Source organism: Variovorax sp. 54 (assembly GCF_002754375.1).
In the GTDB taxonomy this organism is placed as follows: domain Bacteria; phylum Pseudomonadota; class Gammaproteobacteria; order Burkholderiales; family Burkholderiaceae_C; genus Variovorax.
Genome location: NZ_PEFF01000001.1, coordinates 2,363,142 through 2,386,106, shown reverse-complemented (window position 1 = coordinate 2,386,106; position 22,965 = coordinate 2,363,142). Strand labels below are relative to the sequence as shown.

Genomic DNA, 22,965 nt, shown 5'->3' with positions numbered 1-22,965 from the left:
AGCGAACCGGCCAGAGCCGGGCAGGGCGCCCGTCAGCCGCCGATGGGCGAGCACAGCTCGACCAGCGTGCCGTCGGGACAGCGCACGTACGAGACCACCTGCCCCCAGGGCTTGGTCACCGGCGCCGACAGCTGTGTGGCGCCGGCTGCGAGCGCACGGCTGTGCGCGGCGGGCACGTCGGGCGTCACGAGGCCCAGCTCCATGCCCAGCGGTTGCGCGGAATCCGAGGCGGCGACATGTCCGCCCGGAAAGTTGGAGTCGGCGAGTGCGTGCGCGGCAAAGGACAGCGTGGTCTCGCCGGTTTCGAGTTCGCCATAAGTGCCCGATTCGTGCAGGAAGCGGGTGGGCAGGCCGAAGGCTTGTTCGAAGAACTTCAGCGATTGGGCGACGTCGGGAACGTAGACGATGGTGTAGCCGAGTTTCATGGGCGAGGGCGCGTTGCTTACTTACTGCGCTTCCAGCCGCTCGGCAATCTCGCGCGCCCCGAGTTCCCGCACCGTGGCCAGTCGCTCCAGCTGCGCCGCACGCGGACGCGCCTTGCCTTGTTCCCAGTGATAGATCGTCTGGCCCGACACGCCGACCAGCTGGCCGTAGATTGCCGCGGACAGCCCGAGCTTGGCGCGGTGCGCGGCCAGCCGGTTGGCGCTGAAGCGGCGCTTGGGGCCGCCTGCATCGGCGTCGTCGCCCGCAGCACCGGCGGAGGCAGGCGCCTGGCGCGCGGAGCCCTTGGCGACCTTGCGCAATTCTTTTTCAAGCGCGCTCACCTGACGGCGCAAGTCGGCAATCGATGCCCGGTGCGCGACGGAGGCCTTCTTGAGGGTTTCGATCTCCGCTCGCACTTCCTTGCGAGCGACACGGGAGATTTCGGCTTTGAGGATGGAGGCGATGTTTGGCATGGGGGGATTGTGCTCAATTTGGGGGCATGCATACCAAGATCAGTTCTTGATGGAGTTGCGACTTCTTCTGTGCGAGCATTGCACGTTACTTTCGGTTTCCAAGTTTCCTGATGAGTGCCCGGTGGTGCGGTTGCGTAGGAACTGTGAGTGTCGTGGGTGATGAGGGATTGTCGGTATGGAGTCTTAGGAACTCCGTTCAAACGGTTCTCCAAAAAGGGCCGAATTCTCGAACCCGATGCGGGGGCGAATTCGCACGCTCGGCATCATGCCAATTTACGAGTTGATCAGTTAAAGAGCACATGAGGGGGGTTTCTGTGAGTTTGCGGCCATTAACTATGTGGAAGACGGCCAGTGGATGGCTCTTGCATCACTTTCCTTCCTTCTTGGTCTCGATAGTTCTCGGGTTCGCTCAAGTTTTCTGCATCTCACCGGCCTTTGCCTTCTTTGATGCAGATATCACTTTTGTCTATCGCCTGTATCACGGCGGGCCCAGTTCCACGACTTACTCGACCGCTGAGGAAGCGTGCCCAGACGCGACTGCCTACTTCGGTGCAATCTTTGCACCGATCCCGGTCACCTACAACTTCTTTGACGGCAACAACTGCGTCATGACCGTTCAGCGTACGGCGGCTGAAGGTGGGCCGTGGCTTTGGCGCGCCATGGTTTACGCCACGAGCATTACGTGCCCAAGCAATAGCACTGTGTTTGGGGCGCAATGCATATGCAATAACGGCTTGGCTGAACAGGGGAAAAGTTGCAGCGCGCCTGAGCCGGCGAATATGTGCGTGGATGGCCTGAGAGGCGGTAACCCTATATTTCCTGGCAGCGCTGAGAAGTACCGATCCGAACCTGATTGGGTCGATGCTGGCCCGGGAGCCTTGTCTTTCTCGCGCACGTATCGCAGCAATTGGGCCCGGGATGCGACCCGTGCGAGTAATGCGCTTGGACAAACCTGGTCACACAACTACGCGATTGCCTTGATCGCCACGCCCGCGACCGCCCCCGTGAGCGTGGCAATCACCAACGGTGAAGGCTACGCGCGCACCTTCAGCAAGGCGCCCGGCGCTGTGGCCTGGTATGCAAATAACAGCACCGACACCTTGGTTCAGCAAGTTTCGGGCGCATGGACTTACCGCCGCGCTGAAGACGATGCGACCCTCAGCTTTGATGGGGTCGGCAAGTTGCAGGTCGAGGTGCTTCGCAACGGCTGGGCCACTGCCTACTCTTACAACGGGTCCGGCCAGTTGGCCTCCGTCGTAAACGGATTTGGGCGCACGCTTGCGTTCGCATACAACGGCGCCGGGCAGTTGGCCTCCGTCACGACACCCGATGCTCGCATCATCGCGTATGCGTACGACGGCACCAGACGCCTTTCCTCTGTGCTCTACCCCGACGGAAAGTCCCGCAGTTTCGTCTACGAGAATGCATCGTTCCAACAGGGGCTTACCGGCATCATCGATGAGAGTGAAGCCCGCTGGGGCACCTTTGCGTATGACAGCAATGGCCGCGCCATCAGCACGCAGCTCGCCGGGGCGGTCGCTAGTTACCAAGTCAGCTATCCCTCGACACGTTCCGCCACCGTGATCGATCCGTTGGGTACGAGTCGCAGCTACAGCTACGACACCACAATGGGAAAGCTGGCCGTCACTTCGGGCTCGCTGCCTTCTGGTGAGGGCAAGAGCGACGCAGCCAACCGTGTGCAAGACGGCTATGGTCTGGTCACTTCGCAGACCGATTTCAACGGTGCCACTACTGCCACGACGTGGGACACCGTACGCAAACTTCCGATTACGGTCAGGCGTAGCGCAGGCACCCCCGACGCCCGCACCACCACGACCCAGTGGCATCCCACCTTCTCGCTCCCCGCACTGATCACCGAACCCGGCCGCACCACCGCGTACACCTACGACACCGTCGGCAACACGCTTTCCAAAACCGTCACCGACACCGCCACGAACAAGGCCCAGCTCTGGCAGTGGACCTACAACGCCCAGCAGCTGGTGGCCACAGCCACCGAGCCCAACGGCGCAGTCACCAGCTACACCTATGACACCCGGGGCAACGCCCTCACATCGACCAACGCGCTGGGCCACGTCACCACCTCCACCTACGACAACGCCAACCGCGTAGCCAGCACCACCGCCCCCAACGGCCTCGTCACCACCTACACCTACGACCTGCGCGACCGCCTGCTGACCCAGACCGTCGGCGCGGGCCTTGCTGGCGCGCAGACCACCACGCTGACCTACAAGCCCTTCGGCACCGTCGAATCGGTGACGCTGCCCAGCGGCCTCGTACTCACCTACACCTACGACGCCGCTCACCGCCTCACGGGCTGGAGCAGCAACCGCGGAGAGAGCGGCAGCTACACGCTCGACGGTATGGGCAACCGCACTGCCGAACAGATCAAGGACAGCGCGGGCAACGTGGCCTGGAGCGTGGCGCGCACGGTCAACAACATCAACCGCCTCTCGGCTTCCACCGAAGGCCCCAATCAGGCCAACACCTTCGGCTACGACGCCAACGGCGAGCTGACCCGCACCACCAACGGCCTCAACCAGAGCACCCAGTACGGCCTCGACAGCCTGCGCCGCGTCAAGGCGGTGACCGACGCGGCCAATGCCACGGCCACGCTGAAGTACAACGCCCTCGACGCCGTTACCGAGGCAAAAGACTTCAAGGGCGTGGTCACCGGCTACACCCGCGACGCACAGGGCAACGCCACAGCCGAGACCAGCGCCGACACGGGCGGCGCCAGCACCCAGTACGACAGCCTCGGCCTGCCCAGCCAGATCACCGACGCCATGGGGCAGGCCACCACCATCGCGCGCGACCTGCTCGGCCGGCCGACCAGCCTCGTCTTCGCCGACGGCAAGACGACCACGCTGCGCTACGACCTCACGGCCACCAGCAAGGGTTACCTCTCGGAAGTCATCGACCGCAGCGGCACCACCGAGTACACCCGCGACGCTTTCGGGCGCGTCACGCTCAAGAAGCAGACGCTCGCAAACGGTGGTGTGCAGCAGGTGAGCTACGGCTACAACGCCAACGGCACGCTGGCCAGCATCGGCTACCCCAACGGCGCCACGCTCGCCCACCAGTACGACGCCACCGGTCGCCTCGCGGGCCTGAACTGGAACGGCAGCCCGCTCGTCACCGGCATCGCATGGAACCCGCTCGGCCAGCCCACCGCGTGGCAATGGGCCTTTGCCGCCGCACCACCCGCGTCCGTTGCCGCCAGCCGCGTGTACGACACCGCGGGCCGGCTCACCGGCACCGAGTTCAGCAGCTACGTGTACGCCGCCGCGGGCCGCATCACCGGCCTCACGCAGAACCTGTACCGCCCCGGCGACGCCGACCCGATGCACACCACCGTCGCGAACGGCAACGTCACCTGGAGCGTCGGTTACAGCCCGGTCGGTCGCATCACCGGCTTCGACGCCACGAGCAACACCGCCAGCTTCGGCTACGACGCCAACGGCAACCGCGCGAGCAGCACGCGCGTGCTCGGCGGCCAGAGCACCCAGCGCACCTACACCGTGGGCGCCGCAAGCAACCGTCTGACGGGCTTTGCGCAAACCATCAACGGCGCGAGCAACACCAGCGTCACCTACGGCTACAACGCCAACGGCGACCTCGTGACCGACGGCCTGCGCAGCTACGCCTACGACGCCGAAGGCCGACTGGCCGCCGCCACCACCGGCGCCACCGACATCAGCCCGACCACGCGCTACGCGCACAACGCGCTGGGCCAGCGCGTGTTCAAGACCGAGCCGCTGTACCCGCCGAGCCAGGGCGACGAGGCCGACCCGGGCTTCATGCAAAGCCTGATCGCCTTCTTCACCCGGCTGTGGAGCCCCGCGACGAACCAGGCCGAGCAACAGGGCTACACGTATGTCTACGACGAGCAGGGCACGTTGATCGCCGAAGTGGGCAGCGGAGGCACCAACAGCGGCGGGCAGACGCAGTACATCTACCTGCCGACGGCCAACGGCCCGATGCCGATCGCGGCGGTGATCAACGGCGCCACCTACGCCGTGCACAGCGACCACCTGAACACGCCGCGCAAGCTCACCGATGTGAGCGGGCAAGCGGTCTGGCAGTGGGGCTACAGCGCGTTCGGGGAAGACAAGCCGACGACGGCGAGGAACCGGTTCGCCGACTTGGATGTGACGCCGAATCCGGGCACCACGGGCGTGTCGGAGGTGAAGTTCAACCTGAGGTATCCGGGACAGTATGCGGATGAGGAATCGGGGTTGTTCTACAACGGGTACAGAACCTATGTCCCGACAATCGGTCGCTATACCCAGGGCGATCCTATCGGGCTTGACGGAGGATGGAATCGGTTTGGCTATGTGGACGGAGATCCACTGAGCTACGTTGATCCTGAGGGATTGGCAGGCGGACCTCCCCGCTCGACCCCGAGAGTTCCTATTCCTGGGGGGGGAGCTGGGTCGGGCGGGATCGTATCCAGCATCGCAGAGGCAATGAGAGGCTCTCAAGCGGGTGCAGCAGCAGCCCGTTTGGCGACACCTGGAACATCTACCGCTGGAGCTGGTAGAGGCACGATCAATCCACCTTTACCTAATTCGGCATATGTCTGCCGCGGGGGACTTTGCACCGCAGATCGATTTGCCGGTGGATCCGGAGTAACTATTGATTCGGCGGGAAAGATGTGCGGGGCAAGCGTAAATTCCGCAGCTGGCAAGTCCGTTCAAGAGCTCTCAACAGGGATTCCAAACCCCAAGATGGGCGTGACGACTGTCGGAGATGTTCGCCGATTGGGGGGCGATGTGGTGCCCGCCCCAACCCCGAAAAATCCTGACCATTGCTTGATGTGTGGCATCACCCCAGCGCAGGCTGAAAGATTGTTTACACCAGTGGTTCCGAATCCAAATCGATAGGCCTCCCCCAATGAAAAAAGATCTTCTCGACGAGCAACGAATTTCAGAAATTCGGGCGCGGGCGGCTGCTGCTGCACCTGGACCATGGAAAGGAATGATCGAGGGCCGTGACCACTCAAGTGGGTCGAGTTGCATATCCAGGGCAAGTGGTGGCATTGATCTTGACGGTGCGTCTGATGCCGACATCGATTTCATGGCCAACGCACGCCAAGACGTGCCATATCTCATTTCTGAGCTTCGCCGCCTTGCTGCGCTAATCGACTCTTCGTCTTAGGCGTAGCGCCATCAAACAGCGGCGCTCGATCTCCCGGGGGCGGCAACCCAGCCTTCCCCGCTGGGCCTTGTTCATCATCACCCGAAAATCTTCCGGATGATCGACGGGGCAGCGCGTGTTCAAGACCGAGCCGCTGTACCCGCCGAGCCAGGGCGACGAGGCCGACCCGGGCTTCATGCAAAGCCTGATCGCGTTCTTCACCCGGCTGTGGAGCCCCGCAACGAACCAGGCCGAGCAGCAGGGCTGCACGTATGTCTACGACGAGCAAGGCACGCTGATCGCCGAGGTGGGCAGCGGCGGCACGAACAGCGGCGGGCAGGCGCAGTACATCTACCTGCCGACGGCCAATGGCTCGATGCCGATGCGGCGGTGATCAACGGCGCCACCTACGCCGTGCACAGCGACCACCTGAACACGCCGCGCAAGCTCACCGATGTGAGCGGGCAAGCGGCCTGGCAGTGGGGCTACAGCGCGTTCGGGGAAGACAAGCCGACGACGGCGAGGAATCGGTTCGCCGACTTGGATATGACACCGAATCCGGGCACGACGGGCGTGTCGGAGGTGAAGTTCAACCTGCGGTATCCGGGGCAGTATGCGGATGAGGAGTCGGGGTTGTTTTACAACTACTTCCGAAGCTATGACAGTAGGACTGGGCGATACAGCCAGCCAGATCCGATTGGCCTAGATGGCGGATGGAATCGGTTTGGCTACGTCGACGCAAATTCATTGAGATTTGTTGATCCGTTTGGGCTTGATCGCTGGGGCGATGGCCAGTGGGGCCCGAGCAGCAACCGCTCTGCGCCGATGTTCGATCCCAGGTACAACGACAGCGAGGCGTGGCGGTGGAACAACAACTGCTATGCCTACGCGCTCGACAGAACCGGCATGAGATCGGGTGGTCCGCTGCGAGGAGTCGGTGGCACTGATCCTGGCGAGCCATCTGGTTCAGGTATCTCAGGTTTCAACCCCAACTGCGGTGATACGCTTGATGCAGTGCGTCGGGATGGAGGTGTCGCTCCGCGAGCAGATCAGTCCTGCCCCGCTGGGTACCACGGCGCGCAGCTCTTCATTCGACCAACCAGCATTTTTCAAGGTCGCGGTGACTACCATTGGTATCGTCAGGATGCAGATGGCACTTGGTCTGACAAGCAGGGAAGCTGGCCCGCAAAGTCACTCGGCGGTTCACCGATTCCACCATCAACCTATCCAACACAATGTGGAGTTGTATGTTTGCCAAACTAGCAGTGATCTCGTTCGCGCTGATGTCCTTCTGCGCCGCAGCTCAGGACGCACCCGTGCGTGTTCGTAGCCTTAAGGAGGCAGGCACTTGGATCGACAAGATCTATTCCTCGCATGTAGAGAGGCGCTACAGCGTCAAACTTCCAACTGGGCGGAGTGCGGAGATCCATGCTCTCTATGCACCGAGGGGTTCAGGCATAGGTCAACTTGACGGCTGGTTCTATTCCTGTGCCAGTGGTGGCGCCGTGTGTGACTTGATCGCGATGGCGAATCTAGGGACATCGAGAGAAATCAAAGAAGACCCAGTGGTCACGTACGAGCATCCCTATCTGGTCGTCAAATCTGGCGGCAACATCTTGCTCAGAGTGAAGCAGTAGCAGCATTGGAGTTAGGCCCCATTCCCCTTCAGTTGAAGGTGACGGCTCCCTGAGCGCCGAAGCGGGCAGTGGCAAAGAACAGTGATGAACCGGCATCGGACAGAGGTCTTCTCCGAGGAGCGAGTCCGAGTGCTCCAATTGGAAGAATGATGCTGAGAAGATTCGTGGACTGGGCCCAAACGGTTCAGACAGACCGAGCCCGGGGGGCAAAGAACATCGACACGCGACTGACCGAAAGCGAGCCTTCAGCCAATCCCTCGGCACGCCTGGATGTTGATGTACCGACAGCGATAGGTCGGATCACCGTCTGGGAAAGTGGTGACTACGATATTGAATCTATCGACCTCGAGACCGAACGGTCGCTCTACGCTGATCGCGGAACCCTGCAACAGGACGATGAGATGTCGAAGAAGTTCTCCCCGTTCTTCGCGTCGTTGGGCGTCATCGTGAGCCGCGAGAGGTTGCACGCCCGTGGAGCCCTCATTGAGGCCCTGTGGCTTCGTCTTCACACCACACTGTCCACGCTCGCGGAGAAGATTGCGATGAGCGATTCATCCGTGATTCGCGATGTGGGGCGTACCAGCAATGGAACGTTCTTACTCAGAGCGTACCTGGCCTTCCGGCGGAGTGTTGATGGCGAAGAACTCGCGATCACGGTGGATATCCGGGGTGACGACAAGCAAATGGCGATTGAATCTGACATCTGCAAAGAAGATGGCACGGTGTTGATGACGGGGCCTCCTGCGGAGATTCTGTGGACTGAGGGTGTTCAGCCGGCGCTGGACGACTGGGTGCGTGAGTTCGAGCAGTTCCTGTCAAAGAGCGAGGCAGAAATCGTCGCCGCCGTTTCGCGATTGAGTTGATCTGCTGGCATACCGCAGCACTGAAGTTCGCGCGCGCGGTCGAGGCGGCACGCGAGGCGCTCATTGCACACCGCCTTCACCAAGAGCTGCACGCAGTGATTGAGTCGTGGCATCGGCAGCTTCGATCCGCCGCTGTAGTTCCTCATTCACCAGCCGCACCAACGCCCCCAACTCCGTGCGCGTCGGAAAGACTTCCTCCGTATCCCCAACGTGCTGCGGAACGATGAGCTTCTCAAGGCACGCGTAGGCACGTTGCACCGCATGAAGACTGTCGACGTCGTCACACGCCTGCAGCGCGAGCGATTCGGCACTGGCGGTTTCTTCAGAAGATGCAGGAAGCGAAGACGCGTGCGCGGACGCGCGGGGAGATGCAGATGCAGCCATGAATGGCCTCCAAGGGTTTCGGTTTGCAGAAACCGACGCACCCAACGCCAATTGAGGGCGGCAGCTCGACGGGTTGGCGTACCGGGAAACCACTTGCGTGAAACCGGCCGGGCTCGCGCCCGCCCATCGAGCCGCCTAAACAGGAAGCACGAACGACAAAGCCGCAGACCCTGCGGGGTGGCTGCGGCTTGTACGTCGCAGTGATTTCATCGGGACGCCAATCCCGATCACGCCCTGTGTGGACGTGACCGGCGCAGTATAGCCACGGATATGGCCGCAGCGCAGGTGCTCCCAGTCACCGCTGGCGCACTACCTCACGGCGCCGCCAGATACGCCTCCACCGCCTTCCCCCACAGCCCCTGCTGCCCGATCAGCCCGTGCCCGTTCATGCCGGGCTCGAGCGTGAAGCTCTCGAAGCGCCCCTTGCCGCCCGCATCGCGAAAGGCTTCGAAGTTCTTGCGGCTGTGCGACATCGCGTAGAACGGGTCGTTCTCGCCGTAGAGCCACAGCGTGGGCTTGGCAAAGGCCGCGCCGCGGCGGAAGGTGACGGGGTTCATGGCGTCGGCGGTGTTGCCGGGGCACTTGTCGCCCATCCAGCCACCGACGAAGTTGATGACGCCCTGGAACACGTCGGGGCGCAGGCCCGCATACGCCACGGCGAGGATGCCGCCGCGCGACTGGCCTGCGATTTCCATGCGGCGGGTGTCGACGTCGGGGTTGCGCTGCAGCCATGCGACGGCGGCGTCGAGGTCGGTCACGGCGCGGTCGAAGCCGGCCAGGGCGATGGCGGGCTCGCAGCTGTAGTGCTCGCGCTTGGCGGTGAAGCCTTCGTCGTACAGCCCGTCCGATTGGCCGCGTCCGCGCCGCTGCGGAAAGGCGATGAGCCAGCCGCGCTGCGTGAACCAGCGGGCGGTTCGCTCGGGCGCCCAGGTCTGCTTGAACAAGGCGGGGTCGTTGCCGATGCCGGTGGAGCCGTGGTTGAACACGACCGTGGGGAACGGGCCGGCGCCGTCGGGTTTGTAGATGACCATCTCGAGCGTGACGGGTGCGCCGTTCTCGACGAAGGGCGTGGGCACGCGCACGACGCTGCGTTGCAGCGGTTGTTGTTGCTGCTGCTGTACTTGCGGCTGTTGCTGCGGCTCCGGTCGCTGCGCCCAGCCCGCGCCGCAGAAGGCGAAGAACGACGCGAACGAGGCGGCAACGAGCGCGGCGATGCGAAGGCGATTCATCTTTTTCTTCATGGGCGAGGGCTTTCGGAAGTGGGCAAAGACGCCGCCGCATTCTGCCCCGGGGCCTGCCGTTCGCCGTCGCGCGTCACCGGCACCCGCCACCGCAGCGCACCGCTCGCGAGCACGACGCCGGGCACCACGAACGACAGCGCCAGCAGCGCGGGACGCGTGACGGGCTCGTTCATCCACCATGCCGCGCCGAGCGTGGTCAGCACGGGCACGAGCGCGGACGACAGCGCGGCGCGTGCGGCGCCCAGCCGCGTGATCGCGACGCCGTAGACCACCAGCCCGAGCAGGCCGGCGACCACGCCTTGGCCTGCGGCCTGCATCGCGATGTCGGTCCATGGCGCGGCGAACAGTCGTGGCGGGCCGGCGAGCCAGAGCAGCGGCAACAGCAGCAGGGTCGACGCGCCGTTGACGAAGGCCGCGCCCTGCCAGGCGCTCATGCCGCAGCGGCCGAAGGCGAGGGAGTAGACGGTCCACAGCAGAGCCGCGAGCAGAAAGAGCAGGTCGCCGCGCCAGTGCTGCTGCCGCAAGCCCTCGCCGAAGCTGCCCGCCGCGAACACGGCCATGCCGACGGCGATGCCGGCCAGCCCGAGCAGGCGCAGGCCCTGCACGCGCTCGCCCCGGTAGACCCAAGCGCCCAGCGCGGTGAAGAGCGGCAGGCTGCCGGCCATGAAGATGCCCATGTGGCTGGCGGGCGCCCACTGCGCGCCGGCCAGCACCAGCAGGCCGAAGGGCAGGCCGCTGCCGACGACGAGCAGCACGAGCGCGCCGCGCGATGCGCCCGGCGGCACGAGCCTGCCGCGCAGCCACAGCGGGCTGAGCAGCAGCGCGGGAATGCCGTAGCGCAGCAGCGCGAGGTCCATCGGCCCGAGCGCGGTGGCGGTCACGCCGTGGCGCGACAGCAGCTGCCAGGCGCTGCCGATGAGGGCGGCGGCCAGCGCGGCGAGCGCGCCGATCCAGAGGGTGCGAGGCGATGTCGTCATCGGGCCAGTCTGTGGCCCGGGCGGCGCGAAGGCTATCAGATTCGTGCGCCTGCGCCGGCCGGTCCGAGCACGCGGCGGGCGTCGCCGAGCGTGACGCCGACGGCGCGCCGGAACACGGCACCCAGGTGGCTCTGGCTGCAGTAGCCGAGGTCGTGCGCGAGGCCGGCGAGGTCGCGCTCGCCGTCGGCCAGCCGCTCCATCGCCGACGCCAGCCGCAGGTGCTGGCGGTACTGGTGCAGGCTCAGGCCGGTCTGTTGGCGGAAGCGGCGCGCCAGGTGAAAGGGCGAGCGCGACACGGCCTCGGCCAGTTCGTCCAGCGAGAGATGCCGCGCGCCCGCACCGCTGCCTTCGGACAGCAGCAGTTGCCGTGCACGCGCGACGGCGCCGTGCCAGGGCGCCTGATGCGGCGCGCTGCCCAGCTCGGCGACGAGCGCGGCCACCAGCGCCGCGGCCTGTGCGCTGTCGGTGTCCGGCAGCTGGCGCCGCGCTGCGTGCATGCGGTACAGCGCCTGCGGCGTCAGCAGGCAAATGCTCACGCCCGCAGCGCTAGCACCATGGGCCGGGCCGACCGACGCGTGGCCGCTGACCACGAGGCTGTGCCGCACGGTCGCGGTCTCGGGGCGCAGCCGGTAGGCGGTGGCATCGCCGAAACGGATGGCGGTGAGCGCGTCGGTCAGCCAGGTGTGGTCGCCCGAGCGCACGTCGAGCCGCGTGCGACCGATGGGGAAGACGACGCGCGGCGAGGCCACGGTGTACAGGTCGCTCCACGCCGGCCCCTGCGGCGCATGCAGGCGCACATGCGCCACCTCGAACCCGCGTCCTGCGTAAAGAAGGGTGCGGTCTTGCGGCATGGAAAGAGTGAAGGGTGGATCAGCCCAGCGCGGTCCAGCTGCAGCGCAGCTCGTACTGCGCGCCGCGGTAGCTGAGCGTGCCCGTCGCGCCGGCCACGCGCAGCGCCACGGCCACCTGCGGCCGCTCGAGGCCGGTGCCACGCGCGCGGATGAGCTGCTGGCGGTGGTCGACAAAGCGCTGCTGCAAGGTGAAGCGCTCGCTGCCCTCGGTGCCCGGGCCGGTGCGCGCGACGATGAGTTCGGTCAGCTGGCCGGTCGAGAGGCTGAACTGGATCTCGACCGCGTACGGCCGGCCGTCGCACTGCAGGCTGCCGTTCGCGAAGGCGGGCGACAGGCCAAGAAGCAGAAAGCAGGGCAGGGCGAGAGCGAGGAGGCGGTGCATATCGCGTGGGTGCAGGTGGCAGCCCGCCACCATACCCGAAGCGGGTGAAACACACCCGCACACACCCGCGCACACACCCGCCGGCGCGTCACCCCACCTTGCGTGCGCGCCCTTCCCAGTGCGGTTCGCGCAGCTTGTACTTGAGCATCTTCCCCGCCGGCGACAGCGGAATCTCGGCGCGAAACTCTACGCTGCGCGGGCACTTGTAGCCGGCGATCAGCGTCTTGCAATGCACCACCAGTGCCTCCGCGCTCAGGGCTTCGCCGGCGCGCAGCACGACCACGGCATGCACGCGCTCGCCCCACTGGTCGTCGGGCACGCCGACCACGGCGCACATCGAAACCTGCGGCAGCTGGGTGATGGCGTTCTCGACCTCGGCCGAGTAGATGTTCTCGCCGCCGCTCACGATCATGTCCTTGAGCCGGTCGACCACGTAGACGAAACCGTCGGCGTCCATCACGCCGCCGTCGCCGGTGTGCATCCAGCCGTCGCGCAACACCTCGGCGGTCTGCTCGGGCTTGTTCCAGTAGCCGGCCATCACCATCGGGCCGCGCGCGGCGATCTCGCCGACAGTGCCGTTGGGCACGGAGCGGCCTTCGGTGTCGACGATGCGCACTTCGGCGATGGGCACGGGCCGCCCGGCCGAGCGGCGGCGCGCGGCCGGCTGGTCGGGGTGGTGGCACCACGTGGGCAGCACGGTGACCACGGGCGACAGCTCGGTCATGCCGTAGAGCTGGCAGAAGCCCGCGCGCGGCAGCTTGTCGATGGCCTGCAGCAGCAGCGCGTCGTCGATGGGCGCGGCGCCGTACAGCACCAGCTGCAGCGGCGTGGTGTCGAACTCGGCAAAGCGCGGATGCTCGATGAGCCGCTTGAGCATGGTGGGCACCATGAAGGTCTCACTGGCGCGCTCGTTCTGGATGGCCTCCAGCACCTTCACTTCGTCGAAGGCCGGAATGATGACCTGCGTGCACAGCCGCATCATCAGCTGCAGCGTGAGGCCGGCGCCGCCCACATGGAACATGGGCGCCATGTTCAGGCCCACGGCCTCGGCGGGGCGCGTGGCCGCCATGTTGGCCGAGAGCTGGCCGCTGTAGAGGTTGCCGTGCGTGAGCATCACGCCCTTGGGCAGGCCGGTGGTGCCGCCGGTGTACATCACGGCGGCCAGCTCGGCGCCGCCGCGCCGCGCGTCGGGCACGGGCTGCGCCTGCGCCATGAGCGCTTCGGCATCGGCCATGCCTTCGGGCGCGGGGCCGTCGCCGAAGTGCACCAGCGTCTTCAGCGAGCGCGACAGTTCGCGCTGTTGCTGCGCCACGGCGCCGAAGTGCGCATCGGACAGCAGGATGCGCGTGTCGCAGTCGTCCAGCGAGTACGCGACCTCGCGCGCGCTCCAGCGGATGTTGACGGGGTTGATCACGCCGCCCGCCCACCAGGTGGCGTAGAGGTACTCCACGTAGCGGTCGGAGTTCAGTGCCAGCAGGCCCACGCGGTCGCCGGGCTGCAGGCCGAGCGACTGCAGCACGGCCGCGAGCCGCGCCACGCGGTCGACGAACTGGGCAAAGGTGCTGCGGCGCTCGCCGCACACGAGGGCGGTGGCGCCGGGGCGTTCCTGCATCGCTTTGTGCAGGGGCTGGGTGAGGTCCATGGACTGCGGTCTCCGTCGGTCGGTTCGTTGTTGTGCACCGAGTATGGAAGGGACGCGCCGCCCCGGCATCGTCGGAAGCGACGGGATCGAAAGCGCCGCGGTGGCCAAAGTCGTCGGAAGCGACGGTGACCGGGCAAGGGCTGCGCGCGACCATCGCCGCAGAACGATAGATCGACCGACCGGAGACACGCCATGACTTCCTTCTTCACCGACCCCACCCGCCGCCGCCTGCTCGGCGGCGCCGCGCTTGCCGCGGCAGGCACCGCGCTGCCCTTCATGGCGCGCGCCCAGAGCCTGTTCAGCAAGCAGCCGATCACGCTGCTGGTGCCGTACCCCGCGGGCGGCGCCACCGACGTGCAGGCGCGTGCGCTGGCCCTGGCAGCCTCGCGCGAGCTGAAGCAGCAGATCGTGATCCTCAACCAGCCCGGCGTGGCCGCCACGCTGGCGCCGACCACCATGGCGCGCAAGGCCGCGCCCGACGGCTACACGCTGTCGCTCATGCTGAGCTCGCTGTACCGGCTGCCGCACCTGCAGAAGGTGAGCTACGACCCGGCCACCGACTTCACCTACGTGGCCAACGTGACGGCCGCCACGCTGGGCATCACGGTGCGTCAGGACGCCCCGTGGAAAGACCTGAACGCGCTGCTGGCCGCGGCCAAGGCCAAGCCGGGCGAGGTGTCGTACGGCACCACCGGGCGCGGCGGCACCTCGCACGTGTCGATGGAGCGGCTGGCGGCGCTGGCCGGCGTGAAGTTCAACTTCATTCCCTTCAAGGGCGCGGCCGAGCTGTACAACGCGCTCATGGGCGGCCATGTGGACGCGGTCTCCGAGGCCGGCTTTGGCGCCTCCGTGGCGGGCGGGCGCGTGCGCCTGCTGGCCACCTTCAATGAAGCGCGCTCCCCCACGCGGCTGAACGTGCCGACCGTGAAGGAGCTGGGCTACGACGTGGTGGCCAATGGTTCGTGGGGCATCGCCGGACCGCGCGGCATGGACCCGAAGGTGGTGCAGGCGCTGCAGGAGGCCTTCCGCAAGGCGGTGGACGACCCCGAGTTCATTCGCACGCTCGACCTGAACGACTACGTCAGGTTCTACATGGACAGCCCCGCGTACACGGCCTGGGCGCACAAGACCTACGCCGACGAGAAGCGCTTCGTGAGCGACCTGCGCATCAAGCTCGACGACTGAATCCGACCTTCCTTCCTCCCATGACCTCTTCTTCCTCTTCTCTTCACTGCTTCCTCCACCCGAAGGCCATCGCCTTCGTCGGCGCCACCGAGCGCTCGGTGTGGTCCAACGCGGCGCTCGCCAGCCTGCGCACGCTGGGCTACGCGGGCAAGCTCTACCCGGTCAACCGGCGCGGCGGCAGCTTCCACGGCATCGCGGCGGCCACCTCGGCCGAGGCCATCGGCGAGCCGGTCGACACGGCGCTGCTCATGGTGCCGGCCGATGCGCTCGACGACGCACTGGCCGACCTGCAGCGCGCGGGCATCGGCAACGCGGTGCTGCTGAGCTCGGGCTTTGCCGAGGCCGGCGAGGAAGGCCGCGAGCGCCAGCACCAGCTCACGGCCAAGGCGCGATCGCGCGGCCTGCGCATCCTCGGGCCCAACTGCCTGGGCTTCGTCAACTACGTCGACCGCTCGGCCGTGTGGACCGCCTCGCTGCGCGAGCCGCTGCCGGCGGGCACGCTGGGCATCGTGTCGCAAAGCGGCGCGCTCGCGGGGCAGCTGTCGTTCATGGCGCAGGTGCACGGCATCGGCCTGAGCCGCATGGTCTCGACCGGCAACGAGTCGGACATCGACATCGCCGAGGTCATCGACTACCTGGTGGACGACGAGCACACGCGTTCCATTGCCGTGTTCGCCGAGACCGTGCGCGACCCGCAGCGCTTTGCCGCCGCGGCCGAGCGCGCGCTGGCCGTGGCCAAGCCCATCGTGGTGCTGAAGATGGGCAGCAGCGAGATCACGGCGCAGGCCGCGCAGGCCCACACCGGCTCGCTGGTGGGCGACGACCGCGTGTTCGACGCCATGTGCCAGCGACTGGGCCTGATGCGCGTGCGCTCCATCGAAGACCTGGTGTTCACCGCCGCCTTCGCCAGCATGACCGGGCCTTTCGCGGCCGGCGGGCTGGCGGCCGTGTCGATGTCGGGCGGCATGTGCGAGATCTTTGCCGAGCGCGCCGAGGAAGAAGGCCTGGTGCTCACGCCGCTCGCGCCCACCACCGAGGCCGCGCTGCGCGAGGTGCTGCCGGGCTACGGCACGCCGCAGAACCCGCTCGACGTGACCGGCGCCGCCATGCTGCAGCCCGAGCTGTTCGGCAACGCGCTCGAAGCGCTGGTGCGCGACCCCGCGCTGGGCGCCGCCATCGTCGTGGCCGACGTGCCCAACGCACCGGCGAACGACACGCCGCTCAACCGCGCCGTGCTCGCGCAGGTGGCACGCGGGCTGGCCGCCAGCCCGGTGCCCGCGATCGTCTGCAGCCACTACGTGATGCAGGTGAGCGAGCGGTCGCGCGAGCTCATCGCCGAGACCGGCATCCGCCACATCGCCTGCGGCATCCACCACGCGATGAGCGCGGCAGGCGCGGTGCACCGCTGGTCTGAAACGCTGCGTCGGCGTCAACAAGCAAAGAGCACTGCCGCTGCGGTGCCGGCCACGCCACCCACGCAGCCCTTGCGTTCGGAGCGCGAGACGCTCGAGTGGCTCTCGCAGCGCGGCGTGCCGGTCGTGCCCGTTCGGCTGTCGCGCAGCGCCGACGAAGCCGCGCGCTTCGCAGAAGAAATCGGCGGCCCGGTCGTGCTGAAGATCGCCTCGGCGCAGATCGCGCACAAGACCGAGGTCGGCGGCGTGGCGCTCAACCTGCAGGGCGCCGACGCGGTGCGCGCGGCCTGGCTGGCGATGGACGCCCGCGTGCGCGCGGCGCGGCCCGAGGCCGAGATCGACGGCATCCTCGTCGCGCCGATGCGCCCCGGCGGGCTCGAGCTCTTCGTCGGCACCGTGCGCGATCCGCAGTGGGGCCCGGCGCTCGCCGTGGGGCTCGGCGGCATCTGGGTCGAGGCGTTGCGCGACACCAGCCTGCGCCTGCTGCCCGTGACGCCTGCCGAGGTGCAGGACATGCTGGCCGAGCTGCGCGGTGCGCGCCTGCTCGACGGCTGGCGCGGCGCACCCGCGGCCGACCGCGACGCCATCGCCGAAGCCGTGGCCGCCATCGGCAACGCGGCGCTCGCACTCGGGCCCGAGCTGGTCTCGCTCGAAGTCAACCCGCTGCGGGTGGACGGCCGCACGGTCGAGGCGCTCGATGCGCTGGCCGTGTGGGGCGCTGCGGGTTAAGCAGAACTTCACCTTCAAGAAAACCAACAGGAGACATCTTCATGCTGCAACGACGTCGATTCGCGCAATGGGGCGCGAGCGGACTGCTGGCCCCCGCGCTCGGTGCCCTGCCGAAGGCGCAGGCGGCCGACGCCTACCCGACCCAGCCGATCAAGGTCATCGTGTCGTCGGCGGCCGGTGGGCTGGTCGACGGCATCGCACGCACCATCGGCGAACGCATCGCCAAGCCGCTGGGCCAGCCAGTGCTCATCGACCCGAAGCCGGGTGCCAACGGCGCCATTGCCGCGTCCTTCGTGGCCAAGGCGCCGGCCGATGGGCACACGCTGCTGTTCGCGGTCAACTCCTTCGTGCTCGCGCCGCTGCTGATGGCCAAGCCGGGCTACGACGTGTTCAAGGACTTCGCGCCCGTGTCGCTGTCGAACTACGGCCTGCTCGTGTTCGCGGTGGGCGAGGGCGTGCCGGCCAAGAGCATGCGCGAGTTCGTCGCCATGGCCAAGGCGCAGCCCGGCAAGCTGAGCTTCGGCTCGGCGGGGCAGGGCTCGTCGGGCCACCTCTACGGCGAGAAGCTGATGCGCGATGAAGGCCTGCAGATGACGCACGTGCCCTACAAGGGCGGCGCGCCGCTGATGATCGACATCCTCGGCGGCCAGGTGCAGGGCGGCTTCGTCACCATGGGCGAGGCGCTGCCGCACGCGAAGTCGGGCCGCGCGAAATTGCTGGGCGTGTTCGGCACGCGCCGCATGCCGCTCGCGCCGCAGATCCCCACCTTCACCGAGCAGGGCTTCAAGGGCTACGAGCACGGCGGCTTCTGGGGTTTCTTCGCGCCCACGGGCACGCCGCAACCGGCCATCGACAAGCTGGCCGGCGCGGTGCGTCAGGCCGTGGCGCAGCCTGATCTGCAGGAACGCATGATCGGGCTGGGGCTGGAGCCTTCGGGTGAAGGGCCGGGTGAGTTGATGGCGGCGGTGCGGCGCGAGAACCTGTTGTGGTCGCGGCTCATCAAGGACATGAACCTGAAGCCCGAATAGTTCGAGACAACACCTGTTTGCAAGCGCCTGCGCATATCTCGTGGGGCTGGGCGTACAGGTGTGTTCGGCGGCCCTGTAAATGCGCGATACATGCGGCGCGAAATTTACACATCGCTGGCGCTTTGCCGCCCCCTTGAGAAGAATCGTTTGGACCGAAAAGAAACGATCAAAGGGGGAGTGGTTGTGGCAACGCAAGCAGCGCTGAAGAGCGGGTTCGACAAGTGGATGGAGGGAATCCTTCGCGCACCCGGAGACCCGAAGTGGGACATCTGGGACCGAGAGATCAGAACCGCTGTCAGTGAGTTCAACCAGCACCTGGCGACCACCACCGGGTACATGCCGTTGGATTGGCGGGTCGTCAAGGCGATGGTGTGGGTCGAGTCCGGGGCGGGCAATCCCCAGTGGCTCATCAAGCCGATGCAGATCGGCGTTGTCGGCGACGCCGGCATGGATGCACTGCTCTCCGGTAATGAGGGTGGCGACCTGATCCTGCCGCCGATCTGGAAAGAGCGACTGACCGTGCTGTCTGTTCGCACGGTTCCGTCGCACAACATCCGGGCTGGCATCGGCTATCTTCTGATGAAGGCGGCGTACTACGAGCACCGCAGCGTGTCGCCCGCGGGGTCTTCGGTTTTTGAGGTGACCGCCCAGCCTGGAGACAGCCTCGACAAGATCGCGCGCGCCAACGGCTCGACCACCGAGATCATGAAAAGGCTGAACCCGACGGCCGGTACTCTGCGCGTCGGGCAAGTCCTGAAGTGCCAGAAGGCCGTGCTCCAACGCGTCATCGTGGGTTGGCGGCCCATGACGCCGGCGTTGCTCGTGGGGCGGTACAACGGCGGCGGCGACGCCACGTACAGGACGAAGATCAACACAACGCTGTCACTCGTGCTCAGCGGAAGGGAATGAACATGCGCTCGGTAATTCTTGTGGCGACGATTCTCTGCAGCGTGTCTGCCATTGCAGCGCCGTCCCGTGCGTCCCGTGTGGTGCAGAGCGAATACGCGATCCGGCTGGCGTGCGGGAATGAATTTTTCTCGATGGCTGACGTCCGTGAATGCCTGGACAAGAAGGAAGTGGAAAGCGAGACCCACTTGAAGCGTGCAGAAGCGAACCTGCTGCGCGCCATCGCCAAGTGGGACATCGAGCCTCCCTACATCGCAGCCACCAAGGCCAAGCTGGCCGCCGCGAGGAAGTCCTTCGCCAGGTACCGGGAGGACCACTGCGCCTACGCCAAGTCCGTGGGCGGCACGGCGATCGGCAACGCGCTCGAGATGCGGCGCGCGGCCTGCGTGGCCGAGCTCAACAACCAGCGCGCAGAGCAACTGCGGATCTCTGCGGCCGACGGCCAGTTCAAGTAGGCGGGTCGGGCGCTCACTCGGCCCGCGCCACCACCCCCGCGCTCACCAGCGCATCCACCGCCGCCCGCTCAAACCCGAACTCCCCCAGCACCTCGTCCGTGTGCTCCCCCAACGACGGCGCGAGCCGCTGCACGCCGCCCGGGGTGGCCGACAGCGTGAACGGCACGCCGGGAAAACGCAGCGTGCCCTCGGTCGGGTGCTCGGCGTCGTGCCACAGGCCGCTGGCTTTCAGCTGCGGATCGTCGGGCAGCTGCTGCAGCGTCTGGATCGGCATCGCCGGAATGTCGGCCTGGCGGAAGGCAGAAACCCACTCGGCCGTGGTGCGCGCGCCGGTGGCGCGCTCCAGCTCACCGAACACCACCGTGTGGTTGCGCACGCGCGCGGCCAGCGTGGCAAAGCGTTCGTCCTCGCGCAGCTCGGGCCGGCCCACCACCTCGAAGAAGCGCAGCCACTGCGCGTCGGTGTAGGGCACCAGCGCGATGTAGCCGTCGGCGGTGCGAAAGGGCTTGCGCACGCCGGAGCGGATCGAGCCGTAGACCATGTCGTCGATGGGCGGCTGGAAGGTGTGGCCCCACAGGTGCTCCACCATGTTGAAGGCGGTCATGGTCTCGAACATCGGCACGTCGACGGCCTGCCCCTGGCCGCTGCGTTCGCGGTGGAACAGCGCGGTGACGATGGCGTACGCAGCGTACAGCGCGGTGGTCTTGTCGGCCACGAGCGCGGGCATGTAGCGCGGCTCGCCGGTGTAGATCGATTGCAGCTGCGCCAGGCCCGACGCAGCCTGGATGATGTCGTCGAAAGCCGGCAGGCCCGCATACGGCCCCTCGTCCGAGAAGCCCTTGACGTGCGCGCTCACGAGGCGCGGGTTGAGTTCCAGCAGCCGCGCCGCGTCGATGCCGATGCGCGCCGCTGCATCGGTGCGTACCGAATGCACGAGCACGTCGCTGCCGCGCACCAGCGTGTCGAGCACCTCGCGCGCGGCGGGCTGCTTCAGGTCGAGCACGAGGCTGCGTTTGTTCCGGTTGCACGACAGGTACAGCGACGACATGCCCTTGTGGCGCGCAGGCCCGACCGAGCGGGCCAGGTCGCCCTGCGGCGCCTCGACCTTGATGACGTCGGCGCCCATGTCGGCCAGCATCTGACTGGCCAGCGGGCCGAGCACCACGGACGACAGATCGAGCACCTTGACGCCTTCGAGGGCGCCGCGAAAAAGTGGAGGGGGCGTCATCGGTCAGTCCTCCAGGCGGATGCCGGTCTTGTCGATCACGCGCTTCCAGGTGTCGGCGTCCTGGCGCAGCACCACGGCAAACTCGGCAGCGGTGCTGCCCACGGGTTCGATGTTCATGTCGCGCATCTTCTTTTGCACTTCGGGCTTGGCGATGATGGCGGCGACGGCCTTCGACATCTTGTCCACGCGCGGCTGCGGCGTGCCGGCCGGCAGGAAGAGCGCAATCCACGCGTAAGGCTCGAAGCCCGCGTAGCCCGCCTGCTGGAAGGTCGGCACCTGCGGCAGCGTGGCCGAGCGCTGCGTGCCCAGTGCCGCCAGCGCGCGCAGCTTGCCGCTTTGCAGGTAGGGCAGGGCGGTGCCGGTGTCGAGCACGGCCACGCGGATGTGGCCGCCGAGCAGGTCGGTCACCATGGGCGCGGCGCCCTTGTAGGGCACATGCGGCATGTCGACGCCGGCCTCTTTCTTGAGCAGCTCGCCGTAGATGTGCGAGGTGGTCGCGACGCCGGTCGAGCCGTATGCGTATTTGCCGGGCTCGGCCTTGAGCAGCGTGACGAGTTCGGCCAGCGTCTTGGCGGGCACGTCGGGCGTCACGACCAGGGCCGAGGTCGAGATGCCGATCTGCGACACGGCCGCGAAGTCTTTCACCGCGTCGTACGAGAGCTTGCGCTGCAGCGCGGGCATCTGCACGTGCGTGGTAATGGTGAAGAGGGCGGTGTGGCCGTCCTTCGGTGCGCGCGCGACGGCGGCGGCGCCGATGGTGCCGCTGGCGCCCACGCGGTTGTCGACGACGACGGGCTTGCCCCAGGCGGTGCCGAGTTCCTGCGCGACCAGCCGCGCGATGTTGTCGGTGATGCCACCGGCGGGGAAGGGCACGACGAGCGTGACGGGTTGCGAGGGGTAGTCGGCCGATGCTTGTTGCGCGGCGGCGGGCAGAGCGAACAGGGCAGCGAGTGCAATGCCGAGCGTTGAAGAAAGACGTGTCATGAGGCGTCGCTTCAATCGAGCTTGATGTTCTTGGCCTGGATCACCTGCTTCCACCGCGCGTGGTCCGCGCGCATGGTGGCGGTGAGCTGCGCGGGCGTGCTGCCGACCGGGATCACGCCCAGGCCTTCGATGCGCGCCGCCTGCTCGGGGCTTTGCACGACCTGCGCCACTTCGGTCGAGAGGCGCTGCGCGATGGGCTGCGGCGTGCCGGCGGGCAGGTAGATGCCGAACCAGCCGACCGACTCCATGCCGGCGAAGCCCTGTTCCTTGAAGGTGGGCACGCCGGCCGCGAGCGGTGCGCGTGCGGTGCCGACCACGGCGATCGACTTCACCTTGCCGGCCGCAACGTGCGGGCCCACGCCCTTGGCCGAGACGAATACCGCGTCGACGGTGCCGCCGAGCAGGTCGGTGATGGCGGGCGCCTCGCCCTTGTAGGGCACGTGCAGCAGCTGGATGCCCGCGGCGTCCTGCAGCACCTCGGCGTACAGGTGCGCGCTCGATCCGTTGCCGTAGGAGCCGTACGAGTATTTGCCGGGCGCGGCGCGCGCGAGCTTGACGAAGCCGTCGAGCGTGTCGACGCCGAGCTTGTTGCTGACGGTGAAGACGATGGGCAGGCGCCCGGCTTCGGAGACGGGCACGAAGTCCTCGAACGGATCGAAGCCGGCGTTGGGGTACAGCAGCGGGTTCTGGATGATCGAGGTCAGCGAGAACAGCACGGTGTAGCCGTCGGCGGGTGCGCGCTGCACGGCGGTGATGCCGATCTGTCCGTTGCCGCCGGGGCGGTTGTCGACGATGACGCTCTGGCCGAGTCGCTTGCCCAGGCCCTCGGCAACGATGCGCGCGAACACGTCGGTGCCGCCGCCCGCTGCGTAGGGGACGATCAGGCGGATGGGTTTGTCGGGCCAGGGGGTCGGTGGCTGCTGCGCGAAGGCGCTGCCGGTGGCCAGGGCGGCTGCCAGCGCGAGGGCGTGGCGGCGGGTGAGTCTGCTGCGATGCATGTCTGTCTTG

Annotated in this window: 21 protein-coding genes; 10 read left to right on the top strand and 11 right to left on the bottom strand. The window is 66.9% G+C overall.

Annotated features, from left to right (window positions below):
- Nucleotides 1-32: 32 nt before the first annotated feature.
- Together CLU95_RS10940 and CLU95_RS10935 are read right to left on the bottom strand one after the other, a co-directional pair.
- Nucleotides 33-425 (bottom strand): VOC family protein, encoded by a 393-nt coding sequence (locus CLU95_RS10940; RefSeq protein ID WP_099793022.1) that lies wholly within the window; start codon nt 423-425, stop codon nt 33-35.
- Nucleotides 426-446: 21 nt separating this feature from the next.
- Nucleotides 447-896 carry a helix-turn-helix domain-containing protein gene (locus tag CLU95_RS10935; RefSeq protein WP_099793020.1) on the bottom strand — a complete coding sequence of 150 codons (450 nt, stop codon included), beginning with the start codon at nt 894-896 and terminating at the stop codon, nt 447-449.
- A 299-nt stretch (nt 897-1,195) separates the two neighbouring features.
- On the opposite strand from CLU95_RS10935, the gene CLU95_RS10930 reads away from it, so the two are divergent.
- The 5 genes from CLU95_RS10930 to CLU95_RS10915 all read left to right on the top strand — a co-directional run bounded on the left by CLU95_RS10930 (nt 1,196) and on the right by CLU95_RS10915 (nt 8,553).
- Nucleotides 1,196-5,800, top strand: a complete 4,605-nt coding sequence (locus tag CLU95_RS10930; protein WP_099793018.1) for an RHS repeat-associated core domain-containing protein — start codon at nt 1,196-1,198, stop codon at nt 5,798-5,800.
- 10 nt (nt 5,801-5,810) lie between these two features.
- A complete protein-coding gene (locus CLU95_RS10925; RefSeq protein ID WP_099793016.1) occupies nt 5,811-6,074 on the top strand; it encodes a hypothetical protein in 264 nt (87 codons plus the stop codon).
- Between the two features lie 115 nt (nt 6,075-6,189).
- Nucleotides 6,190-6,447 (top strand): hypothetical protein, encoded by a 258-nt coding sequence (locus tag CLU95_RS31145; RefSeq protein ID WP_257214598.1) that lies wholly within the window; start codon nt 6,190-6,192, stop codon nt 6,445-6,447.
- On the top strand, nt 6,444-7,316 hold the full coding sequence (locus CLU95_RS10920) for an RHS repeat-associated core domain-containing protein (RefSeq protein WP_257214597.1): 873 nt from the start codon (nt 6,444-6,446) through the stop codon (nt 7,314-7,316). Before CLU95_RS31145 ends, CLU95_RS10920 begins: the two co-directional genes overlap by 4 nt.
- Before the next feature lie 538 nt (nt 7,317-7,854).
- The gene (locus tag CLU95_RS10915; protein WP_143605985.1) at nt 7,855-8,553 is read left to right on the top strand and encodes an immunity protein TriTu family protein; all 699 of its coding nucleotides are present in this window, start codon (nt 7,855-7,857) and stop codon (nt 8,551-8,553) included.
- Nucleotides 8,554-8,613: 60 nt separating this feature from the next.
- Here the strand turns inward: CLU95_RS10915 and CLU95_RS10910 are convergent, their stop codons facing one another.
- From CLU95_RS10910 to CLU95_RS10885, 6 genes are all read right to left on the bottom strand, one after another.
- Entirely contained in the window at nt 8,614-8,937 is a 324-nt protein-coding gene (locus tag CLU95_RS10910; RefSeq protein ID WP_099793010.1) for a hypothetical protein, read from the bottom strand.
- A gap of 314 nt (nt 8,938-9,251) precedes the next feature.
- The gene (locus tag CLU95_RS10905; RefSeq protein ID WP_099797215.1) at nt 9,252-10,166 is read right to left on the bottom strand and encodes an alpha/beta hydrolase family protein; all 915 of its coding nucleotides are present in this window, start codon (nt 10,164-10,166) and stop codon (nt 9,252-9,254) included.
- Between the two features lie 8 nt (nt 10,167-10,174).
- On the bottom strand, nt 10,175-11,155 hold the full coding sequence (locus CLU95_RS10900) for a DMT family transporter (protein ID WP_099793007.1): 981 nt from the start codon (nt 11,153-11,155) through the stop codon (nt 10,175-10,177).
- A gap of 35 nt (nt 11,156-11,190) precedes the next feature.
- Nucleotides 11,191-12,006, bottom strand: a complete 816-nt coding sequence (locus CLU95_RS10895; RefSeq protein WP_099793005.1) for a helix-turn-helix domain-containing protein — start codon at nt 12,004-12,006, stop codon at nt 11,191-11,193.
- A gap of 19 nt (nt 12,007-12,025) precedes the next feature.
- Nucleotides 12,026-12,388 carry a hypothetical protein gene (locus CLU95_RS10890; RefSeq protein WP_099793003.1) on the bottom strand — a complete coding sequence of 121 codons (363 nt, stop codon included), beginning with the start codon at nt 12,386-12,388 and terminating at the stop codon, nt 12,026-12,028.
- A gap of 88 nt (nt 12,389-12,476) precedes the next feature.
- Nucleotides 12,477-14,030: an acyl-CoA synthetase gene (locus CLU95_RS10885; protein WP_099793001.1), complete on the bottom strand. Its 1,554-nt coding sequence runs from the start codon at nt 14,028-14,030 to the stop codon at nt 12,477-12,479.
- Between the two features lie 192 nt (nt 14,031-14,222).
- Between CLU95_RS10885 and CLU95_RS10880 the strand changes: the two genes are divergently transcribed.
- The 5 genes from CLU95_RS10880 (at nt 14,223) to CLU95_RS10860 (ending at nt 19,745) form a co-directional block, all read left to right on the top strand.
- Nucleotides 14,223-15,215, top strand: a complete 993-nt coding sequence (locus tag CLU95_RS10880) for a tripartite tricarboxylate transporter substrate binding protein (protein ID WP_099792999.1) — start codon at nt 14,223-14,225, stop codon at nt 15,213-15,215.
- Nucleotides 15,216-15,235: 20 nt separating this feature from the next.
- The gene (locus CLU95_RS10875; RefSeq protein ID WP_099792997.1) at nt 15,236-17,356 is read left to right on the top strand and encodes an acetate--CoA ligase family protein; all 2,121 of its coding nucleotides are present in this window, start codon (nt 15,236-15,238) and stop codon (nt 17,354-17,356) included.
- 41 nt (nt 17,357-17,397) lie between these two features.
- Nucleotides 17,398-18,384: a Bug family tripartite tricarboxylate transporter substrate binding protein gene (locus tag CLU95_RS10870; RefSeq protein ID WP_099792995.1), complete on the top strand. Its 987-nt coding sequence runs from the start codon at nt 17,398-17,400 to the stop codon at nt 18,382-18,384.
- Nucleotides 18,385-18,474: 90 nt separating this feature from the next.
- Nucleotides 18,475-19,293, top strand: a complete 819-nt coding sequence (locus CLU95_RS10865; protein ID WP_143605984.1) for a LysM peptidoglycan-binding domain-containing protein — start codon at nt 18,475-18,477, stop codon at nt 19,291-19,293.
- A 131-nt stretch (nt 19,294-19,424) separates the two neighbouring features.
- Nucleotides 19,425-19,745 (top strand): lysozyme inhibitor LprI family protein, encoded by a 321-nt coding sequence (locus CLU95_RS10860; protein WP_257214596.1) that lies wholly within the window; start codon nt 19,425-19,427, stop codon nt 19,743-19,745.
- A 13-nt stretch (nt 19,746-19,758) separates the two neighbouring features.
- Here CLU95_RS10860 and CLU95_RS10855 read toward each other — a convergent pair whose 3' ends face one another.
- Genes CLU95_RS10855 through CLU95_RS10845 form a run of 3 tightly spaced genes read right to left on the bottom strand, consistent with a single transcriptional unit; the run spans nt 19,759 to nt 22,955 of the window.
- Entirely contained in the window at nt 19,759-20,973 is a 1,215-nt protein-coding gene (locus tag CLU95_RS10855) for a CaiB/BaiF CoA transferase family protein (RefSeq protein WP_099792993.1), read from the bottom strand.
- Between the two features lie 3 nt (nt 20,974-20,976).
- Nucleotides 20,977-21,957 carry a Bug family tripartite tricarboxylate transporter substrate binding protein gene (locus tag CLU95_RS10850; protein ID WP_099792991.1) on the bottom strand — a complete coding sequence of 327 codons (981 nt, stop codon included), beginning with the start codon at nt 21,955-21,957 and terminating at the stop codon, nt 20,977-20,979.
- Between the two features lie 11 nt (nt 21,958-21,968).
- Nucleotides 21,969-22,955, bottom strand: coding sequence for a Bug family tripartite tricarboxylate transporter substrate binding protein (locus CLU95_RS10845; protein ID WP_099792989.1), 987 nt, complete (start codon nt 22,953-22,955; stop codon nt 21,969-21,971).
- Between the last annotated feature and the right edge of the window lie 10 nt (nt 22,956-22,965).